This is a genomic window from Mesorhizobium sp. WSM3224, from assembly GCF_000427725.1.
GTDB lineage: Bacteria > Pseudomonadota > Alphaproteobacteria > Rhizobiales > Rhizobiaceae > Mesorhizobium.
The window spans coordinates 1-16,389 of the sequence record NZ_ATYO01000030.1; the positions used below are offsets into that span (position 1 = coordinate 1).

17 protein-coding genes are annotated in these 16,389 nt (G+C 62.1%); 13 read left to right on the forward strand and 4 right to left on the reverse strand.

All coding sequences use genetic code 11. The features are described 5' to 3' along the window. Positions 1–1,116, reverse strand: a 1,116-nt coding sequence (locus YU3_RS37670; RefSeq protein WP_036259807.1) for an Ig-like domain-containing protein, incomplete at its 3' end; no start/stop codon positions are given. Positions 1,117–1,888: 772 nt separating this feature from the next. Between YU3_RS37670 and YU3_RS0128935 the strand changes: the two genes are divergently transcribed. The 13 genes from YU3_RS0128935 (at position 1,889) to YU3_RS0128995 (ending at position 14,345) form a co-directional block, all read left to right on the forward strand. After that, entirely contained in the window at positions 1,889–3,886 is a 1,998-nt protein-coding gene (locus tag YU3_RS0128935) for a conjugal transfer protein TraG (RefSeq protein WP_027169497.1), read from the forward strand. Between the two features lie 54 nt (positions 3,887–3,940). Beyond that, a complete protein-coding gene (locus tag YU3_RS0128940) occupies positions 3,941–4,342 on the forward strand; it encodes a hypothetical protein (RefSeq protein ID WP_051334135.1) in 402 nt (133 codons plus the stop codon). 214 nt (positions 4,343–4,556) lie between these two features. Then, a complete protein-coding gene (trbB, locus tag YU3_RS37675; protein WP_198021738.1) occupies positions 4,557–5,522 on the forward strand; it encodes a P-type conjugative transfer ATPase TrbB in 966 nt (321 codons plus the stop codon). Positions 5,523–5,605: 83 nt separating this feature from the next. Beyond that, positions 5,606–5,869 (forward strand): TrbC/VirB2 family protein, encoded by a 264-nt coding sequence (locus YU3_RS0128950; RefSeq protein ID WP_245273697.1) that lies wholly within the window; start codon positions 5,606–5,608, stop codon positions 5,867–5,869. Next, complete coding sequence (locus tag YU3_RS0128955) at positions 5,869–6,132, forward strand: VirB3 family type IV secretion system protein (RefSeq protein WP_027169500.1); 264 nt, start codon at positions 5,869–5,871, stop codon at positions 6,130–6,132. Before YU3_RS0128950 ends, YU3_RS0128955 begins: the two co-directional genes overlap by 1 nt. Before the next feature lie 3 nt (positions 6,133–6,135). Beyond that, positions 6,136–8,682: a conjugal transfer protein TrbE gene (gene trbE, locus YU3_RS0128960; protein ID WP_027169501.1), complete on the forward strand. Its 2,547-nt coding sequence runs from the start codon at positions 6,136–6,138 to the stop codon at positions 8,680–8,682. After that, entirely contained in the window at positions 8,679–9,428 is a 750-nt protein-coding gene (trbJ, locus tag YU3_RS0128965; RefSeq protein ID WP_027169502.1) for a P-type conjugative transfer protein TrbJ, read from the forward strand. Before trbE ends, trbJ begins: the two co-directional genes overlap by 4 nt. A gap of 8 nt (positions 9,429–9,436) precedes the next feature. Further along, positions 9,437–9,802 (forward strand): putative entry exclusion protein TrbK-alt, encoded by a 366-nt coding sequence (trbK-alt, locus tag YU3_RS37680; protein WP_084508383.1) that lies wholly within the window; start codon positions 9,437–9,439, stop codon positions 9,800–9,802. After that, positions 9,799–11,166 (forward strand): P-type conjugative transfer protein TrbL, encoded by a 1,368-nt coding sequence (gene trbL, locus YU3_RS0128975; protein WP_027169503.1) that lies wholly within the window; start codon positions 9,799–9,801, stop codon positions 11,164–11,166. Before trbK-alt ends, trbL begins: the two co-directional genes overlap by 4 nt. Then, positions 11,163–11,849, forward strand: a complete 687-nt coding sequence (gene trbF, locus YU3_RS0128980; RefSeq protein WP_027169504.1) for a conjugal transfer protein TrbF — start codon at positions 11,163–11,165, stop codon at positions 11,847–11,849. Before trbL ends, trbF begins: the two co-directional genes overlap by 4 nt. A gap of 47 nt (positions 11,850–11,896) precedes the next feature. Further along, the gene (gene trbG, locus YU3_RS0128985; protein WP_198021739.1) at positions 11,897–12,910 is read left to right on the forward strand and encodes a P-type conjugative transfer protein TrbG; all 1,014 of its coding nucleotides are present in this window, start codon (positions 11,897–11,899) and stop codon (positions 12,908–12,910) included. Beyond that, positions 12,907–14,121 carry a TrbI/VirB10 family protein gene (locus tag YU3_RS0128990; RefSeq protein ID WP_027169506.1) on the forward strand — a complete coding sequence of 405 codons (1,215 nt, stop codon included), beginning with the start codon at positions 12,907–12,909 and terminating at the stop codon, positions 14,119–14,121. The genes trbG and YU3_RS0128990 overlap by 4 nt, the downstream gene beginning before the upstream one ends. Further along, the gene (locus YU3_RS0128995) at positions 14,118–14,345 is read left to right on the forward strand and encodes a DUF2274 domain-containing protein (RefSeq protein WP_027169507.1); all 228 of its coding nucleotides are present in this window, start codon (positions 14,118–14,120) and stop codon (positions 14,343–14,345) included. The genes YU3_RS0128990 and YU3_RS0128995 overlap by 4 nt, the downstream gene beginning before the upstream one ends. On the opposite strand, the gene YU3_RS37685 is transcribed toward YU3_RS0128995, so the two are convergent. From YU3_RS37685 to YU3_RS41380, 3 genes are all read right to left on the reverse strand, one after another. Beyond that, on the reverse strand, positions 14,337–14,756 hold the full coding sequence (locus YU3_RS37685; RefSeq protein WP_027169508.1) for a LysR family transcriptional regulator: 420 nt from the start codon (positions 14,754–14,756) through the stop codon (positions 14,337–14,339). The two genes, YU3_RS0128995 and YU3_RS37685, sit on opposite strands and share 9 nt — an antisense overlap. A gap of 120 nt (positions 14,757–14,876) precedes the next feature. Beyond that, positions 14,877–15,485 (reverse strand): acyl-homoserine-lactone synthase, encoded by a 609-nt coding sequence (locus YU3_RS0129005; protein WP_027169509.1) that lies wholly within the window; start codon positions 15,483–15,485, stop codon positions 14,877–14,879. 74 nt (positions 15,486–15,559) lie between these two features. Then, entirely contained in the window at positions 15,560–16,312 is a 753-nt protein-coding gene (locus YU3_RS41380; RefSeq protein WP_084508389.1) for a LuxR family transcriptional regulator, read from the reverse strand. Positions 16,313–16,389 lie beyond the last annotated feature (77 nt).

Genomic DNA, 16,389 nt, shown 5'->3' on the forward strand with positions numbered 1-16,389 from the left:
CACCGAACCGGTCGGGGCGTCGTTGACGTTGGCGATCGAAGCAGTCGCAGCACTTGCCACGGACTCTGGCGTGCCGTGTCCGTCCGTATAGCTCGCCACCACGCGCACCGTCGCGCCGACATCAGCATCGCCAAGTGAGTAGGTGGTATTGGTGGCGCCGCCAATGCTGACGAAGCCGGAGCCGGTGTTGCGCTGCCACTGGTAGCTGATGGTGCCCAGCCCATCGGCGTCGGCCAGCGTGTTCGAGGCGCTCAGCACCTGGTCCTCGGTCGCCGTGCCGGCGATCGACACCGAACCGGTCGGCGCATGATTGATTATGTTAATTGTGGCTATTGCCAGGCCTGTATCGGTGCCGCCATTGGCCGTTCCGCCACCATCCACCAAGGTGAAAGTCACCGTGCGCGGTGACGAAGGCGGGGTGACCGACGAATTCGAATAGGAAATGTGCTCAAGAACTACCGCCACCAAACTGGGCGTTGCGGTATTGGCCAGGCTTATGACCAGGTCGGTGCCATTGCTGCCACCCGAGAGAGTTCCAACCTTGGTGCCCCCTACTAACACAGAGCCGTTCGACATCGTCACGGACGCGTCGGTGGCAATGGTGAGTTGGTCCGATGTCGCCTTGTTCTGAGTAATCGAAACGCGCAATGATCCGCCGCCGAATTTCGACGAGTCGATGTCGGCAACGGTTGCAGACGGGGCAATTCTTGCTCCGGAGCTACCGGGCGAATAGTTCAAGCTTGCGGATGTGCCGCTGGCCGCCCCGTTCAGATCCACGACCGGAGCATCATTCACCGCAGCAACGTTGATCGTGATGGATCCGGTGCTCGACGAAACGCCACCCTGATTGTCGCGGACATTGAAATTGAAGGAGGCGGTACCGCTAAAATCGGCGGCAGGAAGGAAGTAAAAGGTATTGGTCGAGTAGAGAGTGTTTGTGAGGGCAGGCTGCGTATGAGCAGCGTCGAGGTAGAGGCTGCCGTTGGAAGGTAGCGAGGCCAGGATATACCCCGTGACCGTCCCATCCTGATCCGTGCCGCTTAAGGCCACAGTTATGAGATGATCTTCAGAGCCGCTGAAGCTGCGCGGCGTAGCTTTGGGCAACTTGTTGGCCATAGGACATACCCCTGATGTTATTCATGGGGTTACCCGGCGATTGGGGGTAGCTCGGAGTTCTTACGCGCAGAGGTCACTCACCTCTGAGCAATAAAAACCGGCTTTGGACGGCGAATCCCGCCCAAATTTGACCTCTTCGGAGCTGCCCCTATTTGGGTAGCGTCCCCAACCTTTTTCCTCATATTAGCGATATCTTAATCGTAAGCAGAATCCAATACGTCACCGACAAATTTTAGCAATTAATAATGTTCATAGACAGAGTCGATCATGACCTCTGTCAGTGCTCGTCTCTCGGGTGCTTCTTCCCTTTGTGACAAGCGGTGAGGCGAGGTAACATGCGGTAAAAGCGCTGGTTCGTCACCATTGTTTGAAAGTAAGTGACGGTGCTGAGTCAACTGGAGGCCTCCTTTGCCTCCTTTGGATTACTAAGGCGACACTCGCTACTCGTGCCGCGTCCGGAAAGCGATGGACGCGTGGCCTCACCATTCGATTGTACATACGTGAGCGTCCGCTTCCACAGTCGAGGCGCCGGAAGCTGCCTGACCGTTTTCGGCCCCATTGCGGTCATTCCGGAACTCCCATCATAGCGAACTCCGATACGGCGGCATAGCCGTGTCTGCTCAGCCGCTTCTCGATCACCGGGGAGTGACTGCAACCCGCAAGTCAGTTTAGGTCGGGCTACGCCGCGGCTCCGGAAGATTGTCTTGGGTGCTTGCATATTTGGAAATTCGGTATTCTTTGGGCGCCCCAATCCTCTGCCAAGAGATGAGACGTGCCGGCGACCAGGATATTGTGGGGGCAGCTCGCTGCCGTGCTTCTGATCGTGCTCGTCACCACTTGGGGTGCGACGCAGTGGACGGCATGGCGGCTTGGCTTCCAATCGCAACTCGGAGATCCATGGCTTGAGCTTGCCGGCCATTCCCTTTACCCGCCGCCGGCTTTTTTCTGGTGGTGGTTCTTCTACGATGCGTATGCCCCAGAGGTTTTTCTGGAGGGTGCGCTCATCGCGGCAAGCGGCAGCTTCGTGGCGATCGCTGTTGCCATCGGCATGTCGGTATGGCGGGCACGTGAGGCGAAGAACGCGGCCACGTACGGCTCGGCACGCTGGGCGACGCACGACGAAATTGCTGCGGGAGGCCTGATTGGCCCGGACGGCGTGGTACTCGGCAGGCTCGAACGGGAATATCTGCGCCATGACGGCCCGGAACATGTGCTGTGTTTCGCGCCGACGCGAAGCGGCAAGGGCGTCGGCCTTGTCATTCCGTCGCTGCTTACCTGGCCCGGCTCGGCGATCGTTCACGACATCAAAGGCGAGAACTGGGAATTGACGGCCGGATGGCGGGCGTGCTTTGGCCGTATTCTGCTCTTCGATCCAACCAATGCGTCCTCTGCCGCCTACAACCCTTTGTTGGAAGTGAGACGCGGCCAATGGGAGGTCCGCGACGTGCAGAACGTTGCCGACGTCCTGGTCGATCCCGAAGGCTCGCTGGAACGCAGGAACCATTGGGAGAAGACCAGCCATGCGCTGCTGGTCGGCGCGATCCTGCATGTTCTCTATTCCGAAACGGACAAGACGCTTGCCGGAGTTGCGAACTTCCTTTCCGATCCCCAAAGGCCGATCGAGACGACGCTGCGCACCATGATGCTGACGCGGCACCTGGGCGATTGCGGGCCGCATCCGGTGGTGGCGTCGGCTGCGCGCGAACTGCTCAACAAATCGGAGAACGAGCGGTCAGGCGTGCTTTCGACGGCCATGAGTTTTCTGGGCCTCTATCGCGATCCGGTGGTGGCGAAGGTGACGTCCCGCTGCGACTGGCGTATCGCTGATCTGGTGGAGGACGAGCGGCCAGCGACACTGTATCTTGTCGTGCCACCCTCCGACATCAGCCGTACCAAGCCGCTCATCCGGCTCGTGCTGAACCAGATCGGGCGAAGGCTGACGGAAGAGCTTCATGCGAAGCATCGGCGGCATCGTCTGCTTATGATGCTCGACGAGTTTCCTGCGCTCGGCCGGCTCGATTTCTTCGAGTCGGCCCTCGCTTTCATGGCGGGTTACGGCATCAAGTCCTTCCTGATTGCACAGTCGCTCAACCAGATCGAAAAGGCGTACGGTCCGAACAACTCCATCCTTGACAACTGCCATGTGCGGGTGAGCTTTGCCACCAATGACGAGCGCACGGCCAAACGCGTCTCGGACTCGCTGGGAACGGGAACCGAGATGCGGGCCATGAAAAACTATGCCGGTCACAGACTGTCGCCCTGGCTCGGGCATCTGATGGTCTCGCGGCAGGAAACAGCGCGTGCGCTGATGACGCCCGGCGAGATCATGCAGCTTCCGCCGACCGATGCCATCGTCATGGTGTCCGGCCTGTTCCCGATCAGGGCGAAGAAGGCGCGCTATTTTGCTGACGCACGCCTTGCCGAGCGCGTCCTGCCTCCTCCTAAGCGCGAAACGGTTTCAAGGCCATCGCGCCCCGACGATTGGACAGGCGCAACGAACCTCTCGGCGTCAGAAGGCGGGCTACCGCAAGCGAAATCTGCGATGGACGCGCATGACGAGAATCCAGCAAATGGCGGCATCCGACGCGAACCTGAGGTTCCAGAACACGAGGATATCACATCGGAACGAGTAGTGATGCGCAACGAGGAGTTCGACCTCGACAGCGATGAAGCTGATGACGACGCCGTGCGGCGGCGCGCAGTGGATCAGGCCATGCGTCGCACTGCACGGCAGGCGAGCCTTGATCCGAATGACGGCATCGAGCTCTGACCGGTGAAGAACGCGAAGAAGAAACGGCTCTCCGCCTACCTTGATCCTGACGTCATGAATGCGCTTGCTGATTATTCGGCGAGGCGCGACGTATCCTTGTCGCTGATAGCCGAGGCCGCGATCGCCTCGTTCCTGTCGCCGGACGCCGAGGAGCGGAAGGAGGCAGCGATCACGCGGCGCCTCGATCAGATCGACCGGCGCGTGCAGCGTGTCGAGCGCGATGTCGGCATCGCGGTCGAGACACTGGCGCTGTTCGTCCGCTTCTGGCTCAACTCGACCCCGGCATTGCCGGAATCCGCGCAGGCCGAAGCGCGCGCGAAAGGTCTGCAGCGGTATGACGCGTTCGTTGACGCGCTTGGCCGCAGGCTGAGCAAGGGACCAAAGCTCAGACAGGAAATCGCTGATGACGTCCCGCCGGCGCCACCAGCCGGCGCGGATGATTCACCGTCGCGGTAGTTGGCAGCGCCAGGCGGGCGAGATCGCCGCACCGCATTCAGCAAGTCTCTGCACGCCGCGTTGCGCTCACCGGTTTTGCCTGTTGCAAGGCCGGTATTCATGCCTCTTCTAATCATCCCCGACCGCGGCACGAACAGGCTCGCCGCAGCGAACGGGGACCATCGTGGCAGGCAATCATCATTCTGGCAGGGAAGCGATGTCGCGCGGCGCGCGCATGCTGCGCACGGCGCTTGGACCGGCCATCGCCCGCTTCCTCGAGGATCCTGAGATCGTCGAGGTGATGCTGAACCCGGATGGACGCCTCTGGGTCGACCGGCTGGGAGAAGGGCTCTGTGCTTCCGATGAACTGCTGGTCCCGGCCGACGGCGAGCGCATCATCCGCGTGGTGGCCCACCATGTCGGAGCGGAAGTGCATGCGGGTGCACCGCGCGTGTCGGCCGAACTGCCGGGGACAGGCGAACGTTTCGAGGGCCTGCTGCCCCCTATCGTCATGGCACCGACCTTCGCCATCAGGAAGCCGGCAGTCGCAGTATTTGCCCTCGGGGACTACGTCACTGCGGGGATCATGACCGGGGGCCAGGCCGACGTGCTGCGGCTTGCCGTCGAAAAAAGGAAAAATGTTCTGGTCGCTGGTGGTACGTCGACCGGCAAGACGACGCTGGTCAATGCGCTGCTGGCCGAGGTTGCCAGAACCACCGACCGCGTCGTGCTGATCGAGGATACGCGCGAACTGCAATGTGCCGCGCCCAACCTGGTGGCGCTGCGCACCAGGGATGGTGTTGCCTCGCTGTCCGACCTGGTCAAGTCCTCGCTGCGGCTTCGGCCCGACCGTATCCCGATCGGTGAGGTTCGCGGCGCGGAAGCTCTCGATCTGCTGAAGGCCTGGGGCACCGGCCATCCAGGTGGCATCGGCACCATTCACGCTGGTTCTGCTACTGGCGCACTGCTGCGGCTCGAACAGCTTGTGCAGGAGGCCGTGGTCACGGTCCCGCGCGCGCTCATTGCCGAGACCATCGACCTCATTGCTGTCCTCGCTGGCCGGGGTGCTGCGCGCCGTCTCGTCGAGATCGCGTGGGTCGAGGGTCTTGATCCCGCCACCGGTGACTATCGCACGCTCGAAGCCAGACTCGAGACTGCACGAGCCACAGATCCCCAGTCCTCCATGGAGCCCCAAGAATGAATCCGATCCGCTTCACTTCATCGTCTATCCCTCTGCCCGGTGTGCTGGTCAGGCGTGCCGCAGTAACTGCTGCTGTCGTGGCCATGATGATTGTGCCTGCCCGCGCCGCAGGCTCGTCCATGCCATGGGAGGAACCCCTTCAGCAGATTCTCGAATCTGTCGAGGGACCGGTCGCCAAGATCGTGGCGGTGATCATCATCATTGTCACCGGCCTGTCGCTCGCCTTCGGCGACACGTCAGGGGGCTTCAGGCGCCTGATCCAGATCGTGTTCGGCCTGTCGATCGCTTTCGCGGCGAGTTCTTTCTTCCTGTCGTTCTTCTCTTTCGGCGGCGGAGCGCTGATCTGATGGACGAGGAAGTCCGCGGCTTTTTCGCACCCGTGCATCGTGCGCTGACCGAACCGATCCTGCTCGGCGGCGCGCCGCGTGCGGTCGCCATCGCCAACGGCACGCTCGCCGGTGCGGTCGGGCTTGGCCTGCGTCTCTGGATTGCTGGTCTCGTCATCTGGGCGATCGGACATTTCGCCGCCGTCTGGGCGGCCAGGCGCGACGCGCAGTTCGTCGACGTCGTTCGCCGGCACCTTCGCTATCCCTCCCATTTCGGCTGCTGAGAAATGATGAACCTCGCCGAATACCGCAGACGCCCGTCCAGCCTCGCCGACTATCTGCCCTGGGCGGCACTGGTTGCACCGGGCGTGGTGCTCAACAAGGATGGCAGCTTCCAGAGAACCGCCCGTTTCCGCGGTCCCGATCTCGATTCTGCCACGCCGGCTGAACTCGTCGGCACAACCGCCCGGCTGAATGGCGCTCTCCGCCGTCTCGGCTCGGGGTGGGCGATCTTGGTCGAAGCGCAGCGCAACCCCGCTGCGACCTATCCCGACAGCCGGTTCCCGGATTCCGCATCGGCGCTTCTCGACATCGAACGGCGCGAGCAGTTCGAAAGTGGGAACGGCCGGGGATCGTTGCTGTGGAGTGGACAACCAAACGGAGAGCTGTTCGAGAGCAGCTATTTTCTCACCCTCGTCTGGCTGCCCCCGGCAGAAGACGTCTCGCGGATGGAGAACTGGCTTTACGAAGGCCGGGAAAGGAGCGGTGTCGATCCCCGTGAACTGCTGAAGAGCTTCGTCGACCGTACCGACCGCGTGCTGGATCTGGTCGAAGGCTTCGTTCCGGAAGCTGCCTGGCTCGATGACGGCGAGACACTGACCTACCTGCACTCGACGGTCTCGACCAGGCGTCATCGTGTCCGTGTTCCGGAAACACCGATGCATCTCGACGCACTTCTGGTCGACCAGCCGCTTGCCGGAGGACTGGAGCCGCGACTGGGCGACATCCATCTGCGCACGCTGACCATCATCGGGTTCCCCACCACCACCTTTCCGGGGATCCTCGACGATCTCAATGCGCTTGCCTTCCCCTATCGCTGGTCGACGCGGGCGATCCTGCTCGACAAGACCGATGCGACCAGGCTGCTGACGAAGATCCGCCGGCAGTGGTTTGCAAAGCGGAAGTCCGTCGCCGCGATCCTCAAGGAGGTGATGACCAATGAGGCATCCGTGCTCGTCGACACAGACGCGGCCAACAAGGCAGCTGATGCGGACGCGGCCCTGCAGGACCTCGGCTCCGACCAGATCGGCCAGGCTTACGTCACGGCCACACTGACGGTGTGGGATGCCGATCCGTCGATCGCAGACGAGAAACTCCGGCTGGTCGAGAAAGTGATCCAGGGAAGGGATTTCACGTGCATCGCCGAGAGGGTCAACGCCATCGAAGCCTGGCTCGGCAGCATTCCCGGTCACGTCTATGCCAACGTCCGCCAGCCGCCGCTATCTACCTTGAATCTCGCTCACATGATCCCGCTCTCGGCAGTCTGGGCGGGACCCGTCGAGGATGACCATTTTCGTGCGCCACCGCTGTTCTTCGCCAGGACAGAGGGCGCGACGCCCTTCCGCTTCAGCCTCCATGTCGGCGATGTCGGTCACACGCTTGTCGTGGGTCCGACCGGAGCTGGCAAGTCGGTCCTGCTGGCGATGATGGCGCTGCAGTTCAGGCGCTATAGGAACAACCAGATCTTTGCCTTCGACTTCGGTGGCTCGATCCGCGCGGCAATGCTCGCCATGGGCGGCGACTGGCACAATCTCGGCAGCAGCGCGTCGAGTGGCCGGGGAGCGGAAGATCCTCTTGCTCTTTTGACCCTGGCGGATCTGTCGGACGACATCGATGCCGTTTCGCTTCAGCCGCTTGGCCGTATTCACCACGTTCCGGAGCGTGCCTGGGCAGCCGACTGGCTCGTCGACATTCTTCTGCGCGAAGGCGTCCCGATCACACCGGACGTGAAGGAACATCTCTGGTCAGCACTGACATCACTGGCCAGCGCACCGGTTCAGGAGCGGACGCTCACTGGCCTCACGGTGCTCCTCCAGTCCACGTTGCTGAAGCAGGCGTTGCGGCCCTATTGCATCGGCGGTCCCTATGGCCGGCTGCTCGATGCCGAACATGAACGTCTTGGTGACAGATCCGTACAGGCGTTCGAGACCGAAGGGCTGATCGGCACCGGTGCGGCTCCGGCCGTGCTTGCCTATCTCTTCCATCGCATCGAACAGAGAATGGATGGCCGGCCGACACTGCTGATCATCGACGAGGGCTGGCTGGCGCTCGACGATGGCGGGTTCGCCGATCAGTTGCGTGAATGGTTGAAGACGCTGAGGAAGAAGAATGCTTCCGTCATCTTTGCCACGCAATCACTCTCCGACATTGACGGCAGCAGGATCGCGCCAGCCATCGTCGAAAGCTGCCCGACGCGGCTGTTCCTGCCGAACGAGCGCGCCATCGAGCCGCATATCACCCCGATCTATCGGCGCTTCGGTCTCAACGATCGCCAGATCGAGATCGTCGCACGCGCGACGCCGAAGCGCGACTACTACTGCCAGTCCCGACGCGGCAACAGGCTGTTCGAGCTGAGCCTCGGTCCGATTGCACTGGCGCTCTGCGCTGCATCCTCGAAGTCGGACCAGGCGGTGATCGACCGGATCATTGCCGAGGGAGGCACAGATCAGTTCCTCAGGGGCTGGCTTGCCGATCGCGGCCTCTCGTGGGCGGCCGACCTCATCCCTGATCTCACCAATGTCATCGACCAATCCGCAAGGGAGGTTTCCTCATGATGTCTGTTCCTGCACGTCGCCGCTTTCGGCGCATGGCCGCCGCCGGCGCATTTGTTGCCGCTGTTGCACTGTCATCGGCACCGACATTCGCATTCATCGTGTTCGATCCCAGGAACTACGCCGAAAACCTGCTTTCGGCCTCGCGGGCCCTTGAGCAAATTCAGAACCAGGTCACCTCGCTTCAGAACGAGGCGCAGATGCTGATCAACCAGGCGAAGAGCCTCACTTCGCTGCCAATCTCGATGCTTGATCGGATCGAGGGCAATTTCTCCCAGATGAAGAGCCTGCTCGGCGAAGCCAACAAGCTCGCCTACAACGTCCAGGACATCGACAGTCAGTTTACGTCCGCTTACGAGAATTTTGGCACTGACCTTTCGAGCCAGCAGCTTGTCGACGGTGCCCGTGAGCGCTGGCGGACATCGGTGTCGGCTTTCGAGCATTCATTGAAGGCCGGTGCCGTTGCCGTGGACAATATCGACGGGACGCAGCAGCAGACCAGCGCGCTCGTCGGCGCCAGCCAGTCGGCGGTCGGCGTGCTGCAGGCAACGCAAGCCGGCAACCAGCTTCTCGCCGTGCAGGCCAGACAGGTCGCCGACCTCACCGCAATGCTGGCGGCGCAGGGCAGGGCTGCTGCGCTGGAGCAGGCGAGGACGGCCGCTGCACAGGAGCAAGCGCGAGAACAGTTCAGCCGCTTCATGACGGGCAGCAGATACACCGCGTCATCCGTCAAAATGTTCCACGACTGAGGCGCGTCATGGATCTTAAGATCGCCGCCCGGATAGTAGCCGTTATTGCCCTTGGCGCCGCCATGACCGCCGCCTTCATGGCGTTGCGCGGCAACGGCTCGCAGGACGCGTCCTCCCCGCGTTCTGCGTATCCGGGCGGCGAGCCGGCCAGCGTTGAACTCGAGCGATGCCGGGCAGTTGGCATGGCGGCAATTGCAGACGAGGCCTGCAGGAAGGCCTGGGCCGAGAACCGCCGGCGTTTCCTGCGACCGTCCCGACGCGTGGCACCATACGCCGCTCCACCAATCGAGAAGGATCAGAGCCGCCTGCTGCCGCTGAGCCCTTCGACCCGGGCCGATACCAAAGACCCCCGTTCGAACACGGTGGGGCCATGAACGACACGAGCGTAATCGACCGCTTCCTCGAAACCTTTACCCGCTACATCGATTCCGGATTCGGCCTGCTCGGCGGCGAAGTGGCTTTTCTCACCTCCACGCTGATCGTCATCGACATCACCCTTGCCGGCCTTTTCTGGGCATGGGGCGCTGACGAGGACATGTTGCACCGGCTGGTGAAGAAGACGCTCTATATCGGCTTCTTCGCCTTCATCATCGGCAACTTCAATCGTCTCGCCGGCATCGTCTTCGAGAGTTTCTCGGGACTTGGTCTGAAGGCGGGAGGATCGGCACTTTCGGGCTCCGCCCTCCTTCAGCCGGGCCGTGTCGCGCAGGTCGGTATCGACGCCGGCAATCCGATCCTCGACGCCGCCAGCCAGCTGATGGGCTACGTCTCGTTCTTCGAGAATTTTGTCGAGATCGCAGTGCTGATGACCGCCTGGGCGATCGTGCTGATCGCGTTCTTCATTCTGGCCGTCCAGATCTTCGTCACGCTCATCGAGTTCAAGCTGACGACACTGGCAGGCTTCGTGCTGATCCCGTTTGCGCTGTTCAGCCGGACAGCCTTCCTCGCCGAGAAAGTGCTCGGCAACATCGTCGCGTCCGGCGTGAAGATCCTCGTCCTCGCTGTCATCGTCGGCATCGGCTCGGGTCTCTTCGGCGAGTTCACTCGCGGCTTCGGCGCCGAACAGCCAACAATCACGGATGCGCTGTCGCTGGTGCTGGGCGCACTGTCGCTGATGGGGCTGTCGATCTTCGGCCCCGGCATTGCAACGGGCCTTGTTTCCGGAGCCCCGCAGCTTGGTGCGGGTGCCGCTGTGGGGACGAGCCTCGCCGCCGCGGGTCTTGGCGTCGCCGGCGCAATGGGTGCCCGTGCCGGATTCGGCAGCGCAGCGGCTGCGGTCAGTGCTGGGGGGCGGATGTCGGCTGTCGCTGCCCGTGGCGGCGCGCATCTTGCCGGCAGTACTTCGACGGCTTTTGGCCTCGCCGCCGCAACATCGGGACAGAGTGGCGCGGGCTCGATCGCCGCCGGCCTTGCTGGGGTCGCCAGGGCCGGTGCTGGTGCCGCTGCCCAGCCCGTGAAGCAGGCGATGTCGCGCGCGGCGTCAGCCCTGTCTTCCAGCCAGCAGGCTGGCCGCTCGGCGGCATGGAGTGCGACCGGTGGAGAGCAGCCGTCGGGAGCTGCTTCAGGGCTTGGTTCAGGCGGAGAAGCCAGTGCGGGATCGCCGCCGGAATGGGCCAACCGCATAAAGCGCGGCCAGACGATGAGTCATGGCGCCAGCATGGCAGCCCACTCCGTCCGCTCCGGTGATCATGGCGGCGGCTCGATGAATGTTTCTCTCAATCAGGATGACCGCCGATGAACCTCTTCAGACGACCTTCCGTTCGATACGGGACGACACCGCAGCCCGAGACGCCCTACCAGCGTGCAGCACAGGTCTGGGACGAGCGCATCGGCTCGGCCCGCGTGCAGGCGAAGAACTGGCGGCTGATGGCCTTCGGCTCTCTCGTCCTGGCGGCGGGTTTCGCCACAGCACTGGTCTGGCAATCCACACGCGGAACTGTGGTTCCCTGGATCGTTCAGGTCGATAAACTTGGCGAGGCCCAGGCGGTCGCTCCGGCTGTTGCCGACTATCGGCCGACCGATCCGCAGATCGCATGGCATCTCGCTCGCTTCATCGAGCAAGTGAGAAGCATTGCGGACGATCCTGTTATTGTTCGGCAAAACTGGCTTCGCGCCTACGATTACACGACCGACCGTGGCGCCGTCTCATTGAACGAATATGCGCGTCTCAACGATCCCTTTGCCAAGGTCGGTAAAGTCCAGATCGCCATTGATGTCTCCAGCGTCATCCGTGCTTCGCCAGATTCGTTTCGCGTCGCATGGACGGAACGCCGTTACGGGAACGGCAGTCTGACCAGCACCGAGCGTTGGACTGCCATCCTCACCATCGTCATTCAACAACCGCACGACGCCGACCGGCTGAAGGCCAATCCGCTCGGCGTCTACATCAATGCCATCAACTGGTCGAAGGAGCTTTCATGATGTGTGCGGCACAAACACGCAACACGACGGGACATACCGGTCGCAACATGATGAACGCGCGGGTGCTTGCCGCGGCACTGCTGTCGGCGACAGCGCTCGCCGGCTGCGCCTCGAAAAAATACATTCCGCCGCAGATCCAATATGACGATGCAATACCTGCCGTGCAGAAGCTCGATCCACCAAGTCCGGTGAAGGTGGTCGAACTGCCGAAACCACTTCCGCTTCCCGGCCAGTTGAAGCCAGTCGAGACCAGGAAGGCGAAGGCAGAGCCGACAGACCCCAAGCAGCGGATCAGTCAGGCCAATGAGGCGGCACGAATGCAGCCCGTCCGCAACGGCTTTATCAACGCCATCCAGCTCTATCCCTGGAGCGAAGGCGCGCTCTATCAGATCTATGCCGCACCCGGCCAGGTCACCGACATCGCCCTGCAGCCGGGAGAGCAGCTGGTCGGCTCCGGCCCCGTTGCCGCCGGCGACACCGTGCGCTGGATCATTGGCGATACCCAGAGTGGGGCAGGGGAACGGCAACAGGTCCATATTCTCGTCAAGCCGACGCGCCCCGACCTCCAGACCAACCTTGTCATCAACAGCGACCGTCGCACCTATCATCTCGAGCTGCGATCGACCGAAAAGACCTATATGGCCTCGGTATCATGGCAGTATCCGCAGGATGAGTTGATCGCGCTGCGGCGCCAGAACGCACAGGCGTCCGCAGCACAGCCAGTCGCTGCCAGCGTCGACATCCAGAAACTCAATTTCCGCTATCGCATCGAGGGTGACGCCGCACCCTGGAGGCCGCTGCGCGCCTTCGACGATGGCGCGAAGGTCTACATCGAGTTTCCGTCTGGCATTGGCCAGGGCGAGATGCCGCCGCTCTTCGTCATCGGCCCGTCAGGAGGCTCCGAGCTGGTCAACTACCGCGCCCGGCAGAACTACTATGTCGTCGACCGGCTGTTTGCCGCTGCAGAACTTCGCCTCGGCGACAAGACGAGCGAGAAGCGCGTCCGCATCGTGCGCTCCGATGGGAGCCGGCCCCGGCATAGCGCAGGATTGTTCAGATGAGCGACCCAACGAATGGCTTGAACCGGGACATCCGCGCTGAACTGCGTCTGCGCCCCGAGCCTGCCAGGGTGACGCGACTGTCGCGCAAGGTGCTGATCGGTCTGGGCGGGGTCGCCAGTGTTGCCATCCTTGGCACATTGATCTGGGCCCTCGACAGCAGGCGGCGCGGCATGGAACCAACATCCGAACTCTTCACCACGGAAAACCGCTCGACCGCCGACGGGCTGCAGACGCTGCCGAAGGACTATGCTGGAGTTCCAAAGCTCGGGCCCGCGCTGCCTGGCGATCTCGGCCGACCGATCCTGCGCGCGCAGGAGCAGGGCAGGCCCGTCATTGCGCCTGACATCAGAACGCCTCGCGTCGATCCGGAAGAACAGCGCCGCCTCGCAGAGATCGAGGCCGCGCGCGTCGCAAAGCTCTTCACGGAAACCAGCGCGCGCACAGCTCCGTTGCGGCAGGGTACCGGCGCTGGAACCTCCATCGCGGACACCAGGTCCGGATTGACGCCGCCGGCCGAACCGACGGTGCCTGATGCAGTGTCCACTCAAGATACGCAGGACAGCAAACTCGCCTTCGTCAACGCCAAGCCGGATCGTCGCACCGTTAGTCCCGATCGGCTCGAGGCGAAGTCTTCGCCCTATGTCGTCCAGGCCGGCACGGTCATACCCGCGGCCCTCCTTACCGGCATCCGCTCCGACCTGCCCGGCGTGATTACCGCTCAGGTCACGGAGAACGTCTACGACAGCCCGTCAGGGGTATATCTCCTGATACCCCAGGGCGCAAAACTGTTTGGTCAGTATGACAGCCAGGTCGCCTTCGGTCAGTCTCGCGTACTCCTGGTCTGGAACCGGCTCATCATGCCGGACGGCGCCTCGATCGTGCTGGAGCGCCAGCAAGGCGCGGATACCCAAGGGTTCTCCGGACTTGAGGACGAGATCGATCATCACTGGGGCCAGTTGTTCCGGGCCGCAGCGCTCTCGACCCTGGTTGGTATTGGAACGTCGCTTGGCTCCAGCGACGACGAAAGCGATATCGCGAAAGCGATCCGCGAGAGCGCGCAGGATTCGGCCTCCAATATCGGTCAGCAGATCGTGCGAAATCAACTCAACGTCCAGCCGACACTCACCGTCCGACCAGGGTTCCCGGTCCGTGTCATCGTCAATCGCGACCTTGTCCTGGCGCCTTACGGCGTGCCGAAGGAACCGTCATGAGCAAGCTGAAACTCTCTGCAATTCCGGATGATCGGCCAGTCAAGATTACGGTCGAGTTGCCTGCCGCCGTTCATCGCGATCTTGTCGCCTACGCCGAAGTGCTGGGCAGCGAGACGGGCCAGACGGTCGCCGATCCCGTAAAGCTGATTGCACCGATGCTGGTGCGGTTCATGGCGACGGACCGCGCGTTCAGCCGGGCCCGACGCGACACGAAATCAGGATAGGCGGGTCGTGGCGCGCTTCGTTTCCACGAAACGCAGGGCGACGTCGGGCCTGCTGCGAATGAAATCGGCAACCGCGTCGAGAAGCTCGGTAGCATGCACCGCCGTTTCAAAGCCGCCCGGCAGGATGCCGGCCTGTTCTCTTCGGTCCGTTTCCTCCATGGCGAGTGTGCCGTCGAGATCAGTCAGAACGCGGCGAAGATTGCGCAGGAGTCGTGCGCCGGCCAAGGTCGGTCGGACTCCGCCTGCGTGGCGTTCAAAAAGAATTGTTCCCACCGCGTACTCAAGGCCACGGATGCGCCGGCTCAGTGCGGAATGGTGGATGCCCATGCGTCGGGAGGCGCCGAGGAAGCTGCCCTCCTCGAATACGATGAGGGCGCATTCGAGCGTGATGAGTTGGACGCGTCGCCGCATGGCGCTTCCTCCGCCTGGAAGTGATTGTGGCCCCCGCCCATCACGCGAACTGTCCAGTCGCCCGCCTATCTGCCCCATTGAAGTACCTGGTCAAAGCCCCCCGGTTTGGGGGCGAGCGCCTCAATTATCAATCGCACCAGTCGGCGGGGTCGCCTTCCGCGTTTCATGCAATCTGGCGAGTGTGCGTTCATCGAAGCTCGCCGTCACCGCCACTGTCTCTTCACCGCCTATGATCTTCGGCAGCCCCAGCGGCGTCACCCTGAAATGCAATTGGACCAGACGAAGCAGCCAGAGTGGGTTCATCTCGATGATGATCGTGTCGATGCTTCTGTCCAAGCCCCACTCGACGATGCCTGACAAAAGCGCATTCGCCACCGGGCTCAGCATCCGTCCCCGTTCGCGATATTGCGGCTCGACGCAATAGCGCGTCCACTCCCAGATGTTTTCTCCGACCGGTCGTTCGCCTTCGCAAAGGTCTGACAGAACCTCTGACAAAAGGTGGGGACGGGTCGAAGGCAACATGCGCTGATAGCCGACAACGCGCTCCTCAGCCGTAAAGAGCATGTGGACGGCGTGCTCGTCGTCGAAACGGTCGATCTCGCGACCATCTTCGCGCCGCAGGCCGGTCCAGCCCTTTTCTTCGACAAAGACCTTGTGGCGAAGGCGGAACGCCTGATCCAGCTCCGCCTGATATTCTTCTGAATTCTGCGATGTAACCATAAGAAGCATCTCGGTTGTCCTCCAGTTTAGAGGTCAACCAATGGTCCTTCGCTGAGGAAGGCGGCATCACGCGATTGCGTGAGCTAGGCGATCAAACCATAACGAAAGGCTTCCGCGACAGCATGCACTGTGCTTGCTACCCCGAGCCTCTCGCGCGCCGCCCGCAGGTGAGTGTCTGCCGTGTTGCGACTAATGGCGAGCCGGTCAGCAATTTCGTCCACGGTGAAGCCTTCGGCGGCCCAGCGCAAGACGTCTTTTTGTCGTGGAGACAAACTCACTGGTTCCGAGTTCCGTCTGCCATCCGCAAGAACTGCCGCGCAGCCGAAAGCGCAGGCGGCAACGAACTGAAAGGCGAGGCGGTCGTGAGGGTCTGGATCCACCTTTTCGCCGGCGACCGAAAAGCCGACCGCCTGTCCTTCCAATGTCGCGAAGGGAATTGTGAAACCTTCGCATAATTTGAACTCGGTTGCCTCGTCCATGATGCGGCGGCCGGCAGGGGACACCTTGCACAAGCCATCAACTTCTGACCAGCGGAAGGGGCCGCAGCCACGACACACCAGCTGAATTGTTGGATCACGAAAAAGATAGCCCTTTGAAAAATAGCGCTCTGACCATTCTTCCGGCCAAGCGTCGAGTACGACATGCGAAGTCTGCTCACGCTTTAGGGCACGAGGCGGTGGAATTGGTCCTGCCAGCAAGTTCGTGGCACCAAATTGTTCAGCGTGACAAAGTAGATGCTGGCAGATTTCCTGTTGTGTTGAACTCCGCCGAATTCTACACAGAAATTCAAGCGTATCATCAAGGCGCCTGCGCCAAATTGCACTTTCTCTCACCACGATCAGTTGTCACCCCTGCGAGACGAGAGCGGCGACCGTTAGCCTGGGGTCTCGCCTCCAGTTGCTCTCTCTCCGGC

Excerpts from the sequence above, each read along its gene's own strand:
- YU3_RS0128950 (WP_245273697.1), top strand. The coding sequence starts at position 5,606 with ATGATGATTGTGCCTGCCCGCGCCGCAGGCTCGTCCATGCCATGGGAG.
- YU3_RS0129005 (WP_027169509.1), bottom strand. The coding sequence starts at position 15,485 with ATGCTTCTTATGGTTACATCGCAGAATTCAGAAGAATATCAGGCGGAG.
- trbJ (WP_027169502.1), top strand. The coding sequence starts at position 8,679 with ATGATGTCTGTTCCTGCACGTCGCCGCTTTCGGCGCATGGCCGCCGCC.
- trbF (WP_027169504.1), top strand. The coding sequence starts at position 11,163 with ATGAACCTCTTCAGACGACCTTCCGTTCGATACGGGACGACACCGCAG.
- trbB (WP_198021738.1), top strand. The coding sequence starts at position 4,557 with ATGCTGCGCACGGCGCTTGGACCGGCCATCGCCCGCTTCCTCGAGGAT.
- YU3_RS0128990 (WP_027169506.1), top strand. The coding sequence starts at position 12,907 with ATGAGCGACCCAACGAATGGCTTGAACCGGGACATCCGCGCTGAACTG.
- trbL (WP_027169503.1), top strand. The coding sequence starts at position 9,799 with ATGAACGACACGAGCGTAATCGACCGCTTCCTCGAAACCTTTACCCGC.
- YU3_RS0128995 (WP_027169507.1), top strand. The coding sequence starts at position 14,118 with ATGAGCAAGCTGAAACTCTCTGCAATTCCGGATGATCGGCCAGTCAAG.
- YU3_RS0128940 (WP_051334135.1), top strand. The coding sequence starts at position 3,941 with ATGAATGCGCTTGCTGATTATTCGGCGAGGCGCGACGTATCCTTGTCG.
- trbK-alt (WP_084508383.1), top strand. The coding sequence starts at position 9,437 with ATGGATCTTAAGATCGCCGCCCGGATAGTAGCCGTTATTGCCCTTGGC.
- trbG (WP_198021739.1), top strand. The coding sequence starts at position 11,897 with ATGATGAACGCGCGGGTGCTTGCCGCGGCACTGCTGTCGGCGACAGCG.
- trbE (WP_027169501.1), top strand. The coding sequence starts at position 6,136 with ATGATGAACCTCGCCGAATACCGCAGACGCCCGTCCAGCCTCGCCGAC.
- YU3_RS37685 (WP_027169508.1), bottom strand. The coding sequence starts at position 14,756 with ATGCGGCGACGCGTCCAACTCATCACGCTCGAATGCGCCCTCATCGTA.
- YU3_RS0128955 (WP_027169500.1), top strand. The coding sequence starts at position 5,869 with ATGGACGAGGAAGTCCGCGGCTTTTTCGCACCCGTGCATCGTGCGCTG.